Here is a 17684-nt window from a genome sequence, read left to right as displayed (position 1 = left end):
CTCAGTGAATGACGGGCCGACCCCGGTGGTCTCCGCCGACGCGCCGCGACACCAGCTTCGACGTCGCCTTTACCATCCTGACCGGCGGCAACGCCATGTTCACGGATCGACCCGAAATCCTGACGTTTTGAAAACACCCCCGCCCGGATCTCGTCAGCATCCGCGACACACCCGTAGTAATGCCGCATGGATATCCGATCCGGGCCTGCGAGGTTCCTATTCTTCGCCAATGGCGGAACCACAGTGGGGGACGGCGGCGTGGCTGCAGGTCGCCGCGGTCATCATCATCATTGCCGCGGTGCACGTTCCGCTGGGCGACTATATGGCCCGGGTGTTCACCAGCAGCCGTGATCTGCGGGCGGAGCGAGCGATCTACCGGCTGGTCGGCGTGGAGCCGCGCGACGAGCAGAACTGGAAGAAGTATCTGGGTTCGCTGCTGGCCTTCTCCGGAATCAGCGTGCTGAGTTTGTATGCGCTGCTGCTGATTCAGCAGTATCTGCCGGCACCATGGGGACGTCCGGGCATGACCCCGGCGCTCGCATTCGACACCGCGGTCAGCTTCGTCACCAACACCAGCTGGCAGAACTACTCCCCCGAGCAGATCATGGGACATTTCGGCCTGATGGCCGGGCTCGGCGTGCAGGCGTTCGCGAGCGCAGCGGTGGGCATCTGTGCGGCAATGGCCCTCATCCGCGGATTGTCCCGGCATCGCACCGACGAGGTCGGCAACTTCTGGGTCGATCTGATCCGGGGCATCGTGCGAATCCTGTTGCCGATCGCGGCGATTCTGTCGCTGGTGTTCCTCGTCGCGGGCGTGGTGCAGGGCGCGAGCCCGGTCGAGGTGCACACGATCACCGGCGGTAGCCAGACGATTCTGCGGGCACCGGCCGCCTCCTGGGAGCCGATCAAGCTGATGTCCGGCGACGGTGGCGGTGCGTTCAATGTCAACAGCGCGCACCCGTTCGAGAATCCGACGCCGTGGACCAATGTGCTCGAGATGGTGGCGATGCTGCTCATTCCGGCCTCGCTGGTCCGCACCTTCGGCGTGATGGTCGGCGACAAGCGACAGAGCTGGGCCCTGCTCGCGGTGGTCGGATTCCTGTTCGCGCTGGGTCTGGGCCTGATGATGGGCGCCGAGGCGCACGTCGGCCAGACCGTCGTGCAGGCCGCGGGAGCCGCCGCCGAAGGCACCGAGACCCGCTTCGGCGTGCCGGGCTCGGCCGTGTTCGGCCAGGTCGCGACCGCGACCGCGGACGGCGCCGCCAATTCCGCCTACGACAGCTTCACCAGCTTCGGCGGCGCGGTGCTGATGGGCAACATGATGCTGGGCGAGGTAGCGCCGGGCGGTGCGGGCAGCGGCCTGTACGCACTGCTACTGATGGCCCTGCTGGCGATGTTCCTGGGTGGCCTGATGGTCGGCAAGACGCCCGAGTATTTGCAGAAGCGGGTGGGCGCGCGGGAGACCAAGCTGGTGGGCCTGTTCATCCTGACCGGTCCGGCGGTGATCCTGACCGGGACCGCGATCGCGATGACGCTGCCCGGCGAAAGGGCGGCGATGGCCAACACCGGCGCGCACGAGTTGTCGGAGGTGCTGTATGCCTTCACCAGTTCCGGCGCCGGCAACGGTAGCGCCTTCGCGGGCCTGAGCGGCAACACCACCTGGTGGAATACCGCGCTGGCCGTCGCCATGCTGCTGGGCCGCTACCTGCCGATGATCTTCGTGCTGGCGCTGGCGGGCAGCTTCGCCGCGCAGCAGCGCGGCGTGGTGACCGTCGGCCACGTCGCCACCCATCGGCCCATGTTCGTCGGCCTGGTCGTCGGCACGACACTGGTCGTGGTGGGACTGGAGTACTTCCCCGCCCTGGCGCTGGGCCCGCTCGCCGACGGCCTGCATTGACCGAAACTCGTTGGGCGGCATGGCCTGTCGCCCAACGGTGGTGCGACACTCAGGACACCATCAGGACGCCGAATCCGGGAACTACGGCGTTCGACTGTGTGCCGCTGAGCTTCGGCGATCTCGCGCGGATCGCCGTGACCGCCCTGTTCGTCATCGGACGGCTGCTGATTGCGCTGGGCGCGGGCCGGGTGCCGAGGTTGGCACCGGTCGTGGACCGGTACCTCATCAGGCTCGTCGAGCGCCGGTTGGCGACCTACGGAAATCCCGAATTCGTCACCGATGCAAGGACTTACACTCCTGCAGGTTGATCACCCGCACGCATCCCCGACCGATCACTGTCACCACCGATTTCACCCGCCGCCCCGTGCGGGCGGGTGAACAGGCACACACCGCGACGATCGCGCGTCGGCCGCGGCCGGCACGGCGGGGAGAGCGTCGAATTGCGAACATCATCCGACATCGCGTGCGGCTACCAGTATTTGTGCTGCTTTCCGTCGGTGTCGGCAATGAAGACAACAGCATCGGCGCGCTCGACCTCCGACGGTTGCAGTACGAGGTGACCGGGCACGATCGGTTCGCCGGCGTGGATCGACGGAGGAAGCGCGGCAAGCAATTCCGGCACCGGGAACATCGCGCGACGGGTGGTCGCCTCGGCCAGGCTCGCCTGCAGCGTGCCGGGATCGCTGTCCGGCCGGGCGTCGCTGGCCACGAACACGTAGCGCCCGCCCAGCGCGAACTCGACCAGCGCGCCGGCGTTCCCCCAGCTCGCCTCGCCGGACGGATGACGTTGCAGGTGATGGTTGTGCGCGAACACCATGCTGGGCCCGCGTCGCCGCTCCCGCGCGCGCATCGCGAGCAGGTTCTCGGCCATCATCTCCGAGCGCACGCTGCCCAGGGTTTCGATGCGATCGGGCGCGGCCAGGGCCATTGCCGCGTGATAGCGGAGCAGGCCGACGGCGGTGCGGGCGTGGGCAACCGCGAGGTCGTAACCCGCCGGGTCGGCGGGGCGCAGGCCGGGGCCCACGCGGTGCAGCGCGGCGGCGAGATCGTCGGCGACGATGCGCAGCGCGCGGGCGCGCTCGGAGTTGCCGATCGACGCCGCCGGGTCGAACATCGCGGCCTCGTTCGACCAGTCCGAATCCGGCCCGAGCAGCGCATCGAGATCGCGGGCCGATTCCGGTCGCTGTGCGGCGGGCAGATGGTCGACGACGGTGGACAGTGCGCGTCGCGGGCTCGGCGCGGCGTAGAACTCTAGCGGCGCGTCGAAGCCGTAGAAGCGCACCCGATCCCCCGGCTCGCGATCGGCGTTGTGCGCCCGGAGCCATTCGACGAGTTCGCGGTTGCCCGGAATGGCGCCGAAGCCGTGGCTGAATCCGGTCGTGAGCACCTCCTCGATCGCCGCCGCACCCCCGTTGACGTAGTCGTCGACGAGCGAGGCGGCGAAGACATCGGTCTCCAGTGCGATCGACCGGCATCCGCGCTCGACGAGATGGGCGAGGATGTCGTTGCGCAGCAAGGGAAATGCGACGATGCCGTGGGTCGGCTCGCCGAGGGCGAACAGGGCGGGCGGCTCGGCGAGCAGTTCGTCGAGGGCACGGCCCAGGCCCGCCGGGTCGTCGAGTTGGCGCGCCATCGGACGCAGTGAGGTGGCAGCAGACATGAAAGACCCCTTCGAGTAGCAACTCCCCTCGACGATATCGTTGAAGAATCGTGTGAGACTTTCACAATGTTCACCGATGTTTGATAGCCCGAAGCCTCAATCGGAGGTGCACCCTGCGACCCATCGATCTCGCCCGGGAACACGGCTTGTCCGCCCAGGCGATCCGCAACTACGACGATGCCGGAATCCTCCCGACGACCGCGCGCAGCGAGACCGGATACCGGCGCTACACGCCCCTGCACGCGCAGGCCCTGCGCGCCTTCCTCACCCTTCGCAGCGGTCACGGGCACCAGCAGGCGACCGAAATCATGCGCGCGGTGAACCAGGGCGATGCCGAGTCCGCCTACCGGCTCATCGATGCCGCGCACGTCGCGCTGCGCACCGAACGCAGCACCCGCACCGAGGTCGCCGCCGCACTGGGCACGCTGTCCACCGGCACTCCCCGGATCGCCGGTCCGCCGCTGACCGTGGGCGAACTCGCGCGCCGGCTCGGCGTGCACCCGGCAACGCTGCGCACCTGGGAGTCCGAGGGCATCCTGCACCCCGAACGCGACAAGGCGACCGGCTACCGCACATACGGTCCGGACGCCGTGCGCGACGCCGAGATCGCCCGACAACTCCGCCGCGGCGGCTACCCGCTGCGCCAAGTGGCGCAATTCCTCGACTCGCTGCACGAGGCGGGCGGTCCGGAAGCGTTGAGTACCTTTCTCGACTCCTGGCAGGATCGCCTCACCACCCGCAGCCGCAATCTGCTCGCCGGCGCCGCCCAACTCGACGCCTACCTCACCCAGCTCGAGGGCACGTAGCCGGAGACGACGAGAGGCGCCTCCGGACGGACCGGAAGCGCCTCTCGCACAACGACTGCTACAGCATGCAGGACACGCAGCCCTCGACTTCGGTTCCCTCCAAAGCCATCTGGCGGATGCGGATGTAGTAGAGGGTCTTGATGCCCTTGCGCCAGGCGTAGATCTGAGCTCGGTTGACGTCGCGCGTGGTGGCGCTGTCCTTGAAGAACAGCGTCAGCGACAGGCCCTGGTCCACGTGCTGGGTGGCGGCGGCGTAGGTGTCGATGATCTTCTCGTAGCCGATGTCGTATGCGTCGGCGAAGTATTCGAGATTGTCGTTGGTCAGGTAGGGCGCCGGGTAGTAGACGCGCCCGATCTTGCCCTCCTTGCGGATCTCGATCTTCGAGGCCACCGGGTGAATCGAGCTGGTGGAGTGGTTGATGTACGAGATCGATCCGGTCGGCGGCACGGCCTGCAGGTTCTGGTTGTAGATGCCGTGGGCCATGACCGAGGCCTTCAGCTCGCGCCAGTCGTCCTGGGTCGGAATGTGCACCCCGGCCTCGGCGAAGATCTCACGCACCCGCTCGGTCTCCGGCTTCCACGCCTGCTCGGTGTACTTGTCGAAGTATTCGCCCGTGGCGTACTTGGACTCCGGGAATCCGCCGAAGGCGCGGCCGCGCTCGATGGCCAGCTTGTTCGAGGCCCGAACCGCATGGTACGCAACGGTATAGAAGTAGATGTTGGTGAAATCCACACCCTCCTCGGATCCGTAGTGGACCCGCTCCCGCGCCAGATACCCGTGCAGGTTCATCTGCCCCAGGCCGATCGCGTGCGAGGAGTTGTTGCCCTGCTCGATGGAGGGCACCGAGTAGATGTGGGTCTGATCGGACACTGCGGTCAGCGCCCGGATCGACACCTCGATGGTCTGCCCGAAATCCGGTGAGTCCATGGCCTTGGCGATGTTGAGCGAGCCGAGGTTGCATGAGATGTCCTTGCCCACGGTGGCATAGGACAGATCGTCGTTGAACACCGAGGGCGTGGAGACCTGCAGGATCTCCGAACACAGGTTCGAGTGGGTGATCTTGCCCTTGACCGGGTTGGCCCGGTTCACCGTGTCCTCGAACATGATGTACGGGTAGCCGGACTCGAACTGCAGCTCGGCGATGGTCTGGAAGAACTCGCGCGCGTTGATCTTCGACTTGCGGATGCGCTTGTCGTCGACCATCTCGTGGTACTTCTCGGTGACGTTGATGTCGGCGAACGGCACACCGTAGATGCGCTCGACGTCGTACGGCGAGAACAGGTACATGTCCTCGTTCTTCTTCGCCAGCTCGAAGGTGATGTCCGGGATCACCACGCCCAGCGACAGCGTCTTGATGCGGATCTTCTCGTCCGCGTTCTCCCGCTTGGTGTCCAGGAAGCGGTAGATATCGGGGTGGTGCGCGTGCAGATACACCGCGCCCGCGCCCTGCCGCGCGCCGAGCTGGTTGGCGTAGGAGAACGAATCCTCGAGCAGCTTCATGATCGGGATGACGCCCGAGGACTGGTTCTCGATCTTCTTGATCGGCGCGCCGTGCTCGCGAATGTTGCTCAGCAGCAACGCGACACCGCCGCCGCGCTTGGACAGCTGCAGCGCGGAGTTGATCGAGCGCCCGATGGACTCCATGTTGTCCTCGATGCGCAGCAGGAAGCAGCTGACCGGCTCGCCGCGCTGCTTCTTGCCCGCATTGAGGAACGTCGGGGTGGCCGGCTGGAAACGGCCCCCGATGATCTCCTCGACCAGCTGCTTCGCGAACACCTCGTCACCGTCGGCGAGGGTCAGCGCGACCATGCAGACCCGGTCCTCGAACCGCTCCAGATACCGCTTGCCGTCGAAGGTCTTCAGCGTGTACGAGGTGTAGTACTTGAACGCGCCCAGGAAGGTCGGGAACCGGAACTTCTTGGCGTAGGCCTGCTGGAACAGCTTCTTCACGAACGCCCGGCTGTACTTGTCCAGCACCTCGGGCTCGTAGTAGTTCTCCTCGACCAGGTAGTCGAGCTTCTCGTCGAGGTTGTGAAAGAAGACCGTGTTCTGGTTGACGTGCTGCAGGAAGTACTGCCGCGCCGCGGCCACGTCCTTGTCGAACTGAATCTCCCCCTCGGGGCCGTACAGATTCAGCATCGCGTTGAGGGCGTGGTAGTCCAGCCCCTCGGTGGATGCGGTGTCGACGGTGCTGACCGGACGCTCTAGGCGGGCCGACTTACCGGCAGGTGCTGTTGTCGTTGCCAAAACACTCCCAATCCCTCTCGGACGCGTTCGACGTCCTCGGCAGTTCCCATAAGTTCGAAGCGATACAGGTAGGGCACCCCGCATTTGCGCGAGATCAGCTCTCCCGCATAGCAATACGTATCGCCGAAGTTCGTGTTGCCGGCCGCGATGACGCCGCGCAACAACGCACGATTGTGCGGATCGTTGAGGAACCTCGCCACCTGACGGGGGATGAAGTCCTTATCGGATCTGTTGCGACCCAGAACGTGCCGACCTCCCCCATAGGTGGGACAGATCAGCACGTAGGGCTCGTCGACGCGAAGCGAATCGGCTGTGTGAAGCGGAATGCGAACGGCCTCGAGGCCGAGCCGTTCGACGAACCGGTGCGTGTTCTCCGAGGCGCTCGAGAAGTAGACCAGGTTCGGCGTCTTGTCCGTTGCCATGGCCTACTTCCCCTTCCCAGTTGAACGCTGTCGGAGCAACAGCAACCGCTGCGGCGGCTAGGCCGCCTGCATGGCTAGAGCCTTGATGCGATCCGGGCGGAAGCCGGACCAGTGATCCTCACCCGCGACGACGACCGGAGCCTGCAGATAGCCCAGGGCCATGACGTAGTCGCGCGCTTCGGGGTTTTCCGAGATGTCGACAACCTCATAATCGACACCAGCCTTGTCCAGGGCGCGGTAGGTGGCGTTGCACTGGACGCAAGCGGGCTTGGTGTAGACGGTGATGGTCATGAGTATCCCTCTCTCCTGAGCCTTTGAATCCGTATGCAGTGCAGGACTGAGCACGATCCACGATGTACTGCGCAAACCCTTGGAAGCTGGCCCTGACCACCTGGTCGCGAGGCCGCCGGCGGCCGCTGGGCCGCGTCGTCTTCCAGTGCTCAAGACACTACACCTAGTGGCCGACAGATTCATACAGCACGACATGTTGCGAGTCACATTGGTGGAATTCGGTCGGCGTAAGTACCTGGACAGTCGATTCGCAACGCGACACGACTGTGGTGCGGATCACGATTTCGCACCGTAGCTTATTCTCAGCAAACCAAGTTCTAGCCCTTGCCGCACGAATCTCGCGCGTCTCGCCGGTCCCGTAAATCCCATCCGCAACGAACCTCCTGGCAACACGCCCGCCGACCCGACGTCACGATCGCGACACGCCGCGTTCAACCGGCACTGGAACTCCGCCGGCGCCGCTCGAAACAGACGCCCCGCGTTTGCTCGCCACCGAAACCCGGCCCCCGGAACGACGGACAGGCCCCCGACACACGACCGGGCCGCCCCGTCGCATCGGACGGAGCGGCCCCGGTCATCCCTCATCGCACCGGAATCGCCGCCACAGCGACCCGCATCGGCGATGTTCCACCCGGCGAACACTCACATGTTCACGGCGGCGCCTCGCCGGGCGATGTTGTCTCGTGTTGTTCTGCTCAGCGCGTCCGGACCCGCCCTCAGGCGTTCACCGACTCCTGCACGGCCTGGACCAACTCGTGCACCGCGGCGGCCAGCTCGGTCAGCGCCTCGGCATCGTCACGCGGGTGCGACTCGGCGAAACGCTGCCCGATGACGCCGAAGTGCAGGTGCGCGCCCTCGACCACCGAGGCGCCCGCCACGCCGAGCACCTTGACCGTGTCGCCGTGCGACCACTTGGCAGCGTTCGGGCTGATCGACGCGCTCACAACGGCGGCCGGCTTGCCCTTGACGACGCCCTCTCCGTACGGACGCGAGGCCCAGTCGATGGCGTTCTTCAGCGCGGCCGGAATCGAGCCGTTGTACTCCGGAACGAACAGCAGCAGGCCGTCGACGGCGGCGATGGCCTCGCGCAGCGCGGTCGCGGACGCCGGCACGCTGCCGGCCACGTCGATGTCCTCGTTGTAGAACGGGATCTCGCCGAGCCCCTCGTAGATGCTGATCTCGACGCCCTCGGGAGCGGTCTGCACCGCGGCCTCGGCCAGCTTCCGATTGATCGAGCCGGAGCGCAGGCTGCCGACGAGAGCGAGGATTCGGGTCTGAGACATGATGTCACTCCTTAATGTGTCGAGGCGGTCGCTGCCGCAGTCACGTAGAATAACCGGACCATGGTCCGCTTTCATTCCGATCAGCAGGGGGTAGCTTCTGTGAGCTACGACACGACCCAACCGAGGTCGCCGATCACCGGAACGGCGCTGCCGATCGAGGCGGTGTCCGATCCGACCGCGCAGCATCCCCTGGCCGCGGCCCTGCCCGTCGCCGGGGAAACCGCCGAGCGCAGCGATGCGGCCCGCAACCGCCAGCTGCTCCTGGACGCGGCCGAACAGCTCGTGCGCGAATGCGGCGCCGACGGCGTCACCATGGACGCCGTGGCCAAGCTCGCCGGTGTCGGCAAGGGCACCGTATTCCGCCGCTTCGGCAGTCGTTCCGGGCTGATGCTCGCACTACTGGACCAGTCGGACCGGAAACTCCAGGCAGCGTACATGTTCGGGGAGCCGCCGCTGGGCCCGGGTGCGCCGCCGGCGCAGCGGCTGATCGCCTTCGGGCGGGCGCGGTTGTCCCTGGTCGAGGTCGAGGGCGAGACGCGCCGGGCCGCGGACCTCGGGGGCACTTACGGCAATGCGCCCTACGCCGTCATGAAAACCCATGTGTCGCTGCTGCTCCGGCAGGCCGGGGCGGCCGGGGAGATCTCGCTGCTGGCCGACAGCCTGATCGCCACGCTCGACGCCGCACTGGTGCTGCACCAGATCCGGGTGCTGGGGTACACCATCGACCAGGTCGGGGACAACTGGGAGCACCTGGTGCGCTGGGTTCTCGCGGACGCCCGCGCATGATCCGCCGAGCACTCGCAAACGCCCACACATGACCTGCCCAGTTTCAGCGAGCGGCCGAGCATGATGCGCCGGGTGCTGGCCGGCGCGGCGGGACCGGCGGGCTCGGTAGAGTGACCGGCGTGGGTACTCTTCGCCAGGCCATCGTCGCCGAATTGGGTGTGCAGCCGGTCATCGAGCCGAAGGTCGAGGTGCGCCGGCGCATCGATTTTCTCAAGGATTTCCTTCGCTCCACTCCCGCAACGGGTTTCGTGCTGGGTATCAGCGGCGGCCAGGACTCCACGCTGACCGGGCGGCTGTGCCAGCTGGCAACGGAGGAACTGCGCGCCGAGGGGCACGAGGCGACGTTCGTCGCGGTGCGGCTGCCGTACGGTGTGCAGGCCGACGAACACGACGCGCAGATCGCGCTGCGATTCATCCGGCCGGACCGCTCGATCGAGGTCAACGTCAAGCCCGGCGCCGACGCGGTGGCCGCGGAGGTAGCCGGCGGCCTCGACGAGGCGGAGCTGCGCGATTTCGTGCGCGGAAACATCAAGGCGCGCGAGCGCATGGTCATCCAGTACGCCCTTGCCGGGCAGTTGAACATGCTGGTCGTCGGCACCGATCACGCCGCGGAGGCGGTCACCGGATTCTTCACCAAATACGGCGACGGCGGCGTGGACCTCACCCCGCTCACCGGCCTGACCAAGCGCCAGGGCGCGGCGCTGCTGCAGGAACTCGGCGCACCTCCCAGCGTCTGGGAGAAGGTGCCCACCGCGGACCTCGAGGACGACCGCCCCGCCCTCCCCGACGAGGTCGCCCTGGGCGTGAAATACGCCGAGATCGACGACTACCTGGAGGGCCGTGAGGTCAGTTCCGATGTCGCCGCCACGATCGAACGAATCTTCCAGGCCACCCGCCACAAGCGGACCGTTCCCGCCACACCGATCGATACGTGGTGGAGGTAGCGCCGAACACCGGTGTGCTTGTGCCGATTTCAGCGCAGGGCGTCAATGCCGCTGCCGTCCGGATCCTCGATGATCCGGCGATGGAGCTCGGTGGTCATCGCATGAATGGCACGGGTCAGCTCGAGATTGGTCTTGAGCTGGAGCTCCTGCTGGGAGAAGTCGTGGTCGGCCTTCATCTGCTGAAATTGGCCCTGCCGGTTCTGACCGATCATCACGAATGTGGACAGGAAGATCGCCTCCAGCGACACGATCAGCGTCAGCGTCGGCCACGGATTCTTCTCGATCCAGACCATCCACACCGCGAACCCGATGGCATGGATGTAGACGAACCACATCGACCCCGCGAACTTGGTGATCCAGTCCGCCACCCGCAACTGCAGACTCTCCGCCCGCTTGGCCCGGAAATCGGCGATTACCGGATGGTGCACGGGCTTGTTCGTCTGCGACATGATCGTTCTTCTCCTCGACGAAATCAGCGAATTCGATGCGCGCAGAATGCTATAGGCGTAGCCATCCGAACGGGCCGCGACATCGACAACGAAGACGACTGTGCAGCGCGGTCCTGCCGACACCGCGCGAGGGCAGCACCTGGGCGCCACACGCGCCGAGTGAACCGGACAACGTGCGACATGCCTACGAGTACAGGAGCAGACTCCCCGTATCCAGAGAGACATCGAACGGCTCGGGCAGACGAACTGGATCGCCGAATACCCCGTCGAGTCTTCCGTGGTACTCCCCGTCTCGGGGATGTGTGTACAGGGCCCACACACCGAAGCGGGGATCAATGACCAGCAGGGTACGGACACCGGCCACGCTGTACCAACCGTTCTTATCGGTAATCTGCCGCGCCTTCTCCGATTTGGAGATCACCTCGACGGCCAGTTCCACATCCGCAGGGTCCGCCAGCCACTCATCGTCGGCGTCCCACGAATCCGGCAGCACGCTCGGCGACGGCACGCAAATTACCGGGACGCGGATGCACCACAGAGACGGTCATGGACGATCACTCCAAACCCTCGGGAACGACCCACTTCAACACAGCGGACGGCGAGGACAGACATGGTCGCCGGCCACTATTCGATCCGAACTCCCAGCGCCACATGAGGATCGCAGGCTTCACCCGCCAGCGAAGGGCGGGAGAACGTCTACTCGCTCTGTCAGAACGGCGGAGGCGTCGCGGGTGAGTTCATCGCCGATGAGGAAGGCACAGACCTTCAGCATGGGGTCCAGGTTCGGGCCGTAGGCGGCGGACAGGGTGTGGCGCAGGTCGGAGACCGTGGCCTCGGCGGGGAGGTCGAGGTGCTCGGTCGACTTGCCTACCGCGTCGGCGATCGCGGCGAAATAGCGGACCTCAACCACCGATGGCTCCCATCGTTCGTTCCGGCGGCACGAAATCCGCCGCGTCGATGCCGTGTCCGGCCCACTTGTTCCACATCGCGCCGCGCCACAGGGTGGCCAGTTCGGCGTCGCTCGCGCCCTCGCGTAGCGGCGCGCGCAGATCGTATTCGTCGTCGCTGAACAGGCACGAACGGATCTTGCCGTCGGCGGTCAGGCGGGTGCGGTCGCAGTCGCCGCAGAATTTCCTGGTGACCGAGGCGATGATGCCGACGCTCGCCGGGCCACCGTCGACCAGCCAGGACTCGGCCGGGGCGGAGGGATCCGAACGCCCGGCCGGGGTCAGGGCGAATCTGGAACCGAGCACGTCGAGCAGTTCGGCGGCGGTAACCATGTTCGCGCGCGCCCATTCGTGATCGGCATCCAGCGGCATCTCCTCGATGAACCGCAGCTCACAGCCCTCGTCGAGGCACCACTGCAATAGATCGGGTGCACCTGCCAGCGTCGGGCGCATCAGGACCGCGTTCACCTTCACCGGGGCCAGGCCCTCGCGCTGCGCGGCACGGATCCCGGCCAGCACCGAGTCGAGCCGATCGCGCCGGGTCAGGCGGGCGAAACCGAGCCGGTCCACGGTATCGAGCGAGACGTTGACCCGGCTCAGCCCGGCACGCGCCAGCCCTCGGGCCCGATGCTCGAGGCCGACGGCATTGGTCGTCATGGCCAGGGGCGCGCCCGGCGCCGCGGCCCGGCATCCGGCGATGATCTCCTCCAGATCGCGCCGCATGAGCGGTTCGCCGCCGGTGAAGCGCACCTCGCGGACACCCAGCTCGCGCACGGCCAGCTCCACCACGCGCACGATCTCCCCGGCCGAGAGCAGCTCGTCGGCGGGGATGGGGGGCAACCCCTCCTCGGGCATGCAATAGGTGCAGCGCAGCGAGCACTTCTCGGTGATCGATACCCGCAGGTCGCGGGCGACGCGACCGAACTTGTCCAAGAGATAGGGGGTGTCGGGCCGTCCCGCCTGCGGGGGCTGCCCGCGGCGGACGGCGGGAATCCCCATGACGACCACACTCACGGAACCCATTATTGCTGCCCCGCGCCGGGCACGCTTCGGAGGAACGTACGAACAATCTGTGACGGCGTGCCTACTACGCTGCGATATATGAAGAGCAGTCCCGCCGTCTCGACTCGGTCCGTCCAGGACCATCGCAATCGCGTCGAGGAATTGCTGCGCCCGCTGACGATCCGCGAGATCGAGGATGTCGCGATGGCCGAGGTGCTGAACCGGCTGCTGGCCCGCGAGGTGAGCGCGCCGCTGGATCTGCCGGTCTTCCGCAATTCGGGGATGGACGGGTACGCCGTGCGCGCGGCGTCGGTGGCGGTGACGCCCGTGCGCCTGCCGCTGGCCGGGGTCGTCGCGGCCGGGCAGGCCGGACAGACGCCGCTGCCGCCCGGAGCCGCGATGAAGGTGATGACGGGCGCGCCGATTCCGCCGGGCGCGGACTGCGTCGTCCCGGTCGAGGACACCCACGGCGACGGGAACACCGTCACCATCGAGCGCGGCCGCAAGGCCGGGGATTTCGTGCGCGAGCCGGGAACCGATGTACGGGCCGGTGAGTCGCTGGTTCCGGCGGGCACGCTGCTGGGCCCCCGGCACATCGCCGCGCTGGCCGCGGTCGGGCTGGCACGGCTGCCGGTGTTCCGGCGGGTGCGCGCGGCGATCATCACGACCGGTGACGAGCTGATGCCTGCGGGAGTTCCGTTGCGGCCCGGGCAGATCTACAACTCCAACGGGATCGCGCTGGCGGCGGCGCTGAGTGCCAACGGGGTCGAGGTGGTCTCGGTCGAGCACAGCCGCGACGACCCGGCCGAGTTCACCCGCAAGCTCTCGGCGGCAACGGGATCCGCCGACGTGGTGTTCACCTCCGGGGGCGTCTCCAAAGGCGATTTCGAGGTCGTCAAGGAGGTATTGTCCACGCGGGGTGGAGAATTCGGTTCGGTTGCCGTGCAACCAGGTGGCCCGCAGGGACTCTCGGTCGCCGACGGGGTACCGGTGCTGAGCCTTCCCGGCAATCCGGTGAGCACCATGGTGTCGTTCGAGGTGTTCGCCCGGCCGATCCTGCGGGAGCTGGGCGGCCTGCCGCCGGTGCCCGGACACGATGTGGCGCTGCTGGATCCGGTGCGCTCACCGGCGGCACGGCGGCAGTTCCTGCGCGGCCGCCTCGAGGGCGAGGGCGTGCGGCTGGCGTCGGGGCCCGGATCGCATCTGGTGGCCGCGATGGCGCACGCGGATGTCCTGATCGATATTCCGCCGGAGGTCACCGAGTTGGCCGCGGGATCGATTGTGAGAGTCTGGGAACTATGACCGAGCAGACACCCGGCGCGCTCTCGCATGTGGATTCCGAGGGCCGCGCCCGGATGGTGGATGTCAGTGCGAAGGCCGAAACCGCCCGGGTGGCCGTGGCGGCCGGGGAGCTGCGCACTACCGCCGAGGTAGTGGCGCTGGTGCGCGCCGACGACATGCCCAAGGCCGATGTGCTGTCCACCGCGCGCCTGGCGGGCATCTCGGGCGCCAAGAAGACCTCGGAGCTGATCCCGCTGTGCCATCAGCTGGCGCTGTCCAAGGTCGATGTCCGCTTCGGATTCACCGCGGACACCATCACCATCGAGGCGACCGCGAAGACCAAGGGCCCCACCGGGGTCGAAATGGAGGCCCTGACCGCCGTCGCCGTGGCGGGGCTGACCCTGCACGACATGGTGAAGGCCGTGGATCCCGCGGCGGTGCTCAACGGTGTGCGGCTGCTCACCAAAGACGGTGGTAAGCACGGGCATTGGCAGCGACCCGACGCCGGGGCGCCGAGTGGGTCCATATCCGGCGAAACCGATACGGCCGCAATGCCTCCGGCTCCCGCACCGGCAATAACCGGCCACGGCGCCGGTGCGCCCGAGGGATCGCGGTCGGCGGTGGTCCTCGTCGCCTCCACCGGCACCGCGGCCGGGACGCGGGTCGACAAGACCGGCCCCGTTCTCCGGAATTGGCTTGCCGGACTGGGCTTTTCGGTGCGAGGCCCGCTGGTGTACGCGGACGCCGACATCGCGGCCGGGCTGGCGGACGCGCTGAGTGGGAAGCCGGGCCTGGTGATCACGACCGGCGGGACCGGCGCCTCCCCCACCGACGCCACACCGGAGGCGACGCGGGCGGTACTGGATCGCGAACTGCCCGGGGTGGCCGAGCAGATCCGGTTGAAGGGCACCGCGACCTTCCCGCTGGCGGCGCTGAGCCGCGGAATCGCGGGCCTGGCCGGGCGGTCCGTGGTGATCAACCTGCCCGGGTCGCCGGGCGGGGTGCGCGACGGCATCACGGTGCTGGAGCCACTGCTCGACCATTTGCTGGCCCAGGTGGCCGGAGGAGGTAGCCATGACTGAGGTACGCCTGGCGGCGATCAGCGATCAACCCCTGGTCCCCGAGACGGTCGAGCGCGCGGTCGAGGGACCCGAGTACGGCGCGGTCGTCGTGTTCACCGGCAAGGTCCGCAATCATGATGGCGGGCTGCAGGTTTCGGCCCTGGAATATTCCGCGCATCCGGATGCGGAGAAGTTCCTGCACCGAATCTGCTCGCAGGTCGCGGCCGAATCCGGCCTGCCGGTCGCCGCGGCGCACCGCGTCGGCGCACTGAGCATCGGCGATCTCGCGATCGTGGTGGCCGTCGCGGCGCCGCACCGCGCCGAGGCCTTCGGCACGTGCGCGGATCTGGTGGACCGGATCAAGCACGAGGTACCGATCTGGAAGCGGCAGCTGTTCGCCGACGGGCTGTCCGAATGGGTCAACGCCTGCGGGTAGCGCACGCCCACTTCTTCACCGCCCCAGCCGAATTCGAACGGTCCGGCCGCCTCAGCTCGCGCTGTCCGGCTGATCGGAGGGCGCGGTGGAACTCGCCGGATGCGCATGCAGGTCCCAGTCCGGCACGTGCGCGGCCAGTGTCTTCTGGATGTCGGCCAGCCCGCTGGAGACCCTGCCCAGTTGCTCGGCGACCGCGCCGCCGGCCTCGGCTCGGATGTCCTCGCACAGCGCGACCGCCTCGCCGAGCCGCTCGGCCAGCAGAATCCATGCCGCCTCCCGGTGCGGCATCAAATAGTCCGTCTCGTAGAACAGTTCGAAACTGGGCCCCACCGTGCAGCCGGGATGATCCGGCCCGGCGGGCAGCGTGGTGATCAGCTCGCCGAGCGGGTTGATCACCCGGAACATCAGCCCGACCGCGGCATCGGACAGGGTTCCCAGCTGGGCGTCGGTCTCCTCGGTATGTGCGAAGAACCGCTCGAACATCTGCAGCAGAATCTCGTAGCCGACATTGAACAGATCGGTCACTCGCGCGGTCTGCGGATCGGTGATCAGCGGGACCTGTTGTGTCCGTTCGGGTTCGCGGACGTTGGCGGCGATGACCGGCCGGACCGGGTCGAAGTCCGGGTCCGCGGCGACGGCCTGTTCGTACTCGTCCAGTATCGCCACGAACTGGCCGAAATGTGCCTCGCGCCAGTCGCCGCGCGCTCCCTCTCCCTGCTCCAGGATGGTGTCTATGGCACGGTGCGCGGTGGTGATATCGGTGACCGCGATCAGCTCGGGCCACCGGAAGTACTTCTCGACCGCCTGCGCCCGCGGCGGGCCGACGAAAAGCCAGCGTTCGCTGTACTTTTCGGCGAGCCGATCGAATCCGTGCTCGATGGATCGGTACAGGTGCCCGACCGTCGCGAAATCCTGCACCCTGGGCACGATCTCACCAGCCTGCGTCGAGGACACCGCCCGCTCGATGGTCGCCATGCCCTGGGCATCCTCGAGGTCCATGCCCTCGGGGCGTTCCAGAAACATGAAGTGCGCCAGGGCCTCTCGACCGAACGGCAGCAGTGCGAGCTGCACCCCGGCCGGGTAATGGGCAGCGGGCAGCGGCAGATTCGGCCGCGCGAAATGCGGTGCGGCGCCGATCGCGGAGAGCAGATTCTGCACCAGCGCCAGGTGCAGCATCTCCTGCGCCGCGACGTGCCCGATGGTCTTGCGCCAGCGCACGACCATCTCGGCCTGCTCCGCGGTGAGCCCCTCCTGCGTGCTCTGCTTGAGTGAGAACGCCGCGAACAGGTACTGGCACATGATGCCGTGCTCGAGTTCGGCGGCCTGGCACAGCATGTAGATGAGCGCCTCGCGGTGTTCGATGCGGAAGGGCGCCTCGGGCGCGGCCAGGCCACCCCTGGTGGCGATCACCTGCGCCAGCCGCCCGCGACCGCCGGACGGGATCGCCGACGCGGCGGGATCGTGTGATGTCTGGGTCATGCTGTTCCCCTCGGCGGTACATCCGATGCGGCGGCCGTTACGCCAGGCGGCCACTCCGCTCAGCGACGTCCCGGCGGGCTCGGCCGCGGAGACGGGTTTCATCATCGCCCGCGCGCGAGCACTCCGCGCGCGGTTTCACTGCCGGAGAACAACCCTGAGCCGTTCGGGCCGCGGCCCGACCTCAGTCCGTGGGCGTCAGATTGTGGCGAATCCGGTCCAGGGCCCGCACGACGGCCTCGCGCTCGGCATCGTCGAATCCGGCCAGCGCGCGCTCGGTCAGACCGGCCATCTCGTCCTCGATGGTGGCCTCGAGGTCGCGGCCGCGATCGGTGAGGTGCAGCCGGACCAGCCGGCGATCGGTGGGGTGGGGTTCGCGGCGCAGCAGGCCCGCGGCCTCCATGCGGCTGGTCGCCCTGGTCACGGTCGGGGTGGACAGGCTCAGCCGCTTGGCGACCTCCCCCGGCGTCAGGCCGTCCTGCGCCCACAGGGTGCGCAGGATGAACTGCTGCCCCTCGTACACCCCGTGCCGGGCGTAGGCGGATGCGGACGCCACCACCAGCGCGTGCTTGGCGGTCCAGTACGCGGTGAGGAAGTCATCGGACGAATCGGCGGTCATGATGGATTCAGAGTAGCCAATGGGCGCTCCCGGTCGATCCGTCCGTGGACGACGCACGGCCGGAGAGGATGCGGAC

The 17684-nt window shown here is 67.4% G+C and carries 19 protein-coding genes; 8 read left to right on the top strand and 11 right to left on the bottom strand.

Annotated elements, in window-relative coordinates:
* The first annotated feature begins 229 nt into the window (after positions 1–229).
* Together kdpA and ABH933_RS26610 are read left to right on the top strand one after the other, a co-directional pair.
* Positions 230–1897: a potassium-transporting ATPase subunit KdpA gene (gene kdpA / locus ABH933_RS26615; protein ID WP_429426051.1), complete on the top strand. Its 1668-nt coding sequence runs from the start codon at positions 230–232 to the stop codon at positions 1895–1897.
* A gap of 98 nt (positions 1898–1995) precedes the next feature.
* Positions 1996–2205 carry a hypothetical protein gene (locus ABH933_RS26610; RefSeq protein WP_429426053.1) on the top strand — a complete coding sequence of 70 codons (210 nt, stop codon included), beginning with the start codon at positions 1996–1998 and terminating at the stop codon, positions 2203–2205.
* A gap of 161 nt (positions 2206–2366) precedes the next feature.
* Here the strand turns inward: ABH933_RS26610 and ABH933_RS26605 are convergent, their stop codons facing one another.
* The gene (locus tag ABH933_RS26605; protein ID WP_429426055.1) at positions 2367–3557 is read right to left on the bottom strand and encodes an erythromycin esterase family protein; all 1191 of its coding nucleotides are present in this window, start codon (positions 3555–3557) and stop codon (positions 2367–2369) included.
* 113 nt (positions 3558–3670) lie between these two features.
* Here ABH933_RS26605 and ABH933_RS26600 point away from each other — a divergent pair, with 113 nt between their 5' ends.
* On the top strand, positions 3671–4363 hold the full coding sequence (locus ABH933_RS26600; RefSeq protein ID WP_429426408.1) for a TioE family transcriptional regulator: 693 nt from the start codon (positions 3671–3673) through the stop codon (positions 4361–4363).
* Between the two features lie 58 nt (positions 4364–4421).
* Here the strand turns inward: ABH933_RS26600 and nrdE are convergent, their stop codons facing one another.
* The 4 genes from nrdE to ABH933_RS26580 all read right to left on the bottom strand — a co-directional run bounded on the left by nrdE (position 4422) and on the right by ABH933_RS26580 (position 8607).
* Complete coding sequence (nrdE, locus tag ABH933_RS26595) at positions 4422–6503, bottom strand: class 1b ribonucleoside-diphosphate reductase subunit alpha (protein ID WP_429426409.1); 2082 nt, start codon at positions 6501–6503, stop codon at positions 4422–4424.
* Between the two features lie 65 nt (positions 6504–6568).
* Positions 6569–7033, bottom strand: a complete 465-nt coding sequence (gene nrdI, locus ABH933_RS26590) for a class Ib ribonucleoside-diphosphate reductase assembly flavoprotein NrdI (protein WP_215921195.1) — start codon at positions 7031–7033, stop codon at positions 6569–6571.
* A gap of 57 nt (positions 7034–7090) precedes the next feature.
* Positions 7091–7324, bottom strand: a complete 234-nt coding sequence (locus tag ABH933_RS26585; RefSeq protein WP_429426057.1) for a redoxin NrdH — start codon at positions 7322–7324, stop codon at positions 7091–7093.
* A gap of 716 nt (positions 7325–8040) precedes the next feature.
* On the bottom strand, positions 8041–8607 hold the full coding sequence (locus ABH933_RS26580) for an NAD(P)H-dependent oxidoreductase (protein WP_429426059.1): 567 nt from the start codon (positions 8605–8607) through the stop codon (positions 8041–8043).
* Positions 8608–8760: 153 nt separating this feature from the next.
* On the opposite strand from ABH933_RS26580, the gene ABH933_RS26575 reads away from it, so the two are divergent.
* Together ABH933_RS26575 and nadE are read left to right on the top strand one after the other, a co-directional pair.
* Positions 8761–9393: a TetR/AcrR family transcriptional regulator gene (locus tag ABH933_RS26575; RefSeq protein ID WP_429426411.1), complete on the top strand. Its 633-nt coding sequence runs from the start codon at positions 8761–8763 to the stop codon at positions 9391–9393.
* 119 nt (positions 9394–9512) lie between these two features.
* The gene (gene nadE / locus ABH933_RS26570) at positions 9513–10337 is read left to right on the top strand and encodes an ammonia-dependent NAD(+) synthetase (protein ID WP_429426061.1); all 825 of its coding nucleotides are present in this window, start codon (positions 9513–9515) and stop codon (positions 10335–10337) included.
* Between the two features lie 29 nt (positions 10338–10366).
* Here the strand turns inward: nadE and ABH933_RS26565 are convergent, their stop codons facing one another.
* The 4 genes from ABH933_RS26565 to moaA form a co-directional block, all read right to left on the bottom strand.
* The gene (locus ABH933_RS26565; RefSeq protein WP_429426063.1) at positions 10367–10786 is read right to left on the bottom strand and encodes a DUF1003 domain-containing protein; all 420 of its coding nucleotides are present in this window, start codon (positions 10784–10786) and stop codon (positions 10367–10369) included.
* A gap of 184 nt (positions 10787–10970) precedes the next feature.
* Complete coding sequence (locus ABH933_RS26560; RefSeq protein WP_429426065.1) at positions 10971–11294, bottom strand: Uma2 family endonuclease; 324 nt, start codon at positions 11292–11294, stop codon at positions 10971–10973.
* 159 nt (positions 11295–11453) lie between these two features.
* Positions 11454–11696, bottom strand: coding sequence for a MoaD/ThiS family protein (locus ABH933_RS26555; protein ID WP_429426067.1), 243 nt, complete (start codon positions 11694–11696; stop codon positions 11454–11456).
* Positions 11689–12747 (bottom strand): GTP 3',8-cyclase MoaA, encoded by a 1059-nt coding sequence (gene moaA, locus ABH933_RS26550; RefSeq protein WP_429426069.1) that lies wholly within the window; start codon positions 12745–12747, stop codon positions 11689–11691. Before moaA ends, ABH933_RS26555 begins: the two co-directional genes overlap by 8 nt.
* Positions 12748–12834: 87 nt before the next feature.
* Here moaA and ABH933_RS26545 point away from each other — a divergent pair, with 87 nt between their 5' ends.
* From ABH933_RS26545 to ABH933_RS26535, 3 genes are read left to right on the top strand one after another with little or no spacing between them, the layout of a single operon-like run.
* Complete coding sequence (locus ABH933_RS26545; RefSeq protein WP_429426071.1) at positions 12835–14037, top strand: molybdopterin molybdotransferase MoeA; 1203 nt, start codon at positions 12835–12837, stop codon at positions 14035–14037.
* Positions 14034–15098, top strand: a complete 1065-nt coding sequence (gene moaCB, locus ABH933_RS26540; RefSeq protein WP_429426073.1) for a bifunctional molybdenum cofactor biosynthesis protein MoaC/MoaB — start codon at positions 14034–14036, stop codon at positions 15096–15098. The genes ABH933_RS26545 and moaCB overlap by 4 nt, the downstream gene beginning before the upstream one ends.
* Entirely contained in the window at positions 15091–15513 is a 423-nt protein-coding gene (locus ABH933_RS26535) for a molybdenum cofactor biosynthesis protein MoaE (RefSeq protein ID WP_429426075.1), read from the top strand. Before moaCB ends, ABH933_RS26535 begins: the two co-directional genes overlap by 8 nt.
* A gap of 51 nt (positions 15514–15564) precedes the next feature.
* Here ABH933_RS26535 and ABH933_RS26530 read toward each other — a convergent pair whose 3' ends face one another.
* Entirely contained in the window at positions 15565–16992 is a 1428-nt protein-coding gene (locus ABH933_RS26530; RefSeq protein WP_429426077.1) for a ferritin-like domain-containing protein, read from the bottom strand.
* 181 nt (positions 16993–17173) lie between these two features.
* Positions 17174–17608, bottom strand: a complete 435-nt coding sequence (locus tag ABH933_RS26525; RefSeq protein ID WP_429426079.1) for a MarR family winged helix-turn-helix transcriptional regulator — start codon at positions 17606–17608, stop codon at positions 17174–17176.
* Between the last annotated feature and the right edge of the window lie 76 nt (positions 17609–17684).

It is taken from the genome of Nocardia sp. GP40 (assembly GCF_050434125.1).
In the GTDB taxonomy this organism is placed as follows: Bacteria; Actinomycetota; Actinomycetes; order Mycobacteriales; family Mycobacteriaceae; genus Nocardia; species Nocardia albiluteola.
Note: the sequence above shows the minus strand (reverse complement) of the source record. Positions and strands in the feature narration are given on the sequence as shown.

Coding starts and splice junctions, on each gene's coding strand:
- kdpA (WP_429426051.1), top strand. CDS start 230: ATGGCGGAACCACAGTGGGGGACGGCGGCGTGGCTGCAGGTCGCCGCG.
- ABH933_RS26605 (WP_429426055.1), bottom strand. CDS start 3,557: ATGTCTGCTGCCACCTCACTGCGTCCGATGGCGCGCCAACTCGACGAC.
- nrdE (WP_429426409.1), bottom strand. CDS start 6,503: ATGCTGAATCTGTACGGCCCCGAGGGGGAGATTCAGTTCGACAAGGAC.
- nrdI (WP_215921195.1), bottom strand. CDS start 7,033: ATGGCAACGGACAAGACGCCGAACCTGGTCTACTTCTCGAGCGCCTCG.
- ABH933_RS26585 (WP_429426057.1), bottom strand. CDS start 7,324: ATGACCATCACCGTCTACACCAAGCCCGCTTGCGTCCAGTGCAACGCC.
- ABH933_RS26580 (WP_429426059.1), bottom strand. CDS start 8,607: ATGTCTCAGACCCGAATCCTCGCTCTCGTCGGCAGCCTGCGCTCCGGC.
- ABH933_RS26565 (WP_429426063.1), bottom strand. CDS start 10,786: ATGTCGCAGACGAACAAGCCCGTGCACCATCCGGTAATCGCCGATTTC.
- ABH933_RS26545 (WP_429426071.1), top strand. CDS start 12,835: ATGAAGAGCAGTCCCGCCGTCTCGACTCGGTCCGTCCAGGACCATCGC.
- moaCB (WP_429426073.1), top strand. CDS start 14,034: ATGACCGAGCAGACACCCGGCGCGCTCTCGCATGTGGATTCCGAGGGC.
- ABH933_RS26535 (WP_429426075.1), top strand. CDS start 15,091: ATGACTGAGGTACGCCTGGCGGCGATCAGCGATCAACCCCTGGTCCCC.
- ABH933_RS26530 (WP_429426077.1), bottom strand. CDS start 16,992: ATGACCCAGACATCACACGATCCCGCCGCGTCGGCGATCCCGTCCGGC.
- ABH933_RS26525 (WP_429426079.1), bottom strand. CDS start 17,608: ATGACCGCCGATTCGTCCGATGACTTCCTCACCGCGTACTGGACCGCC.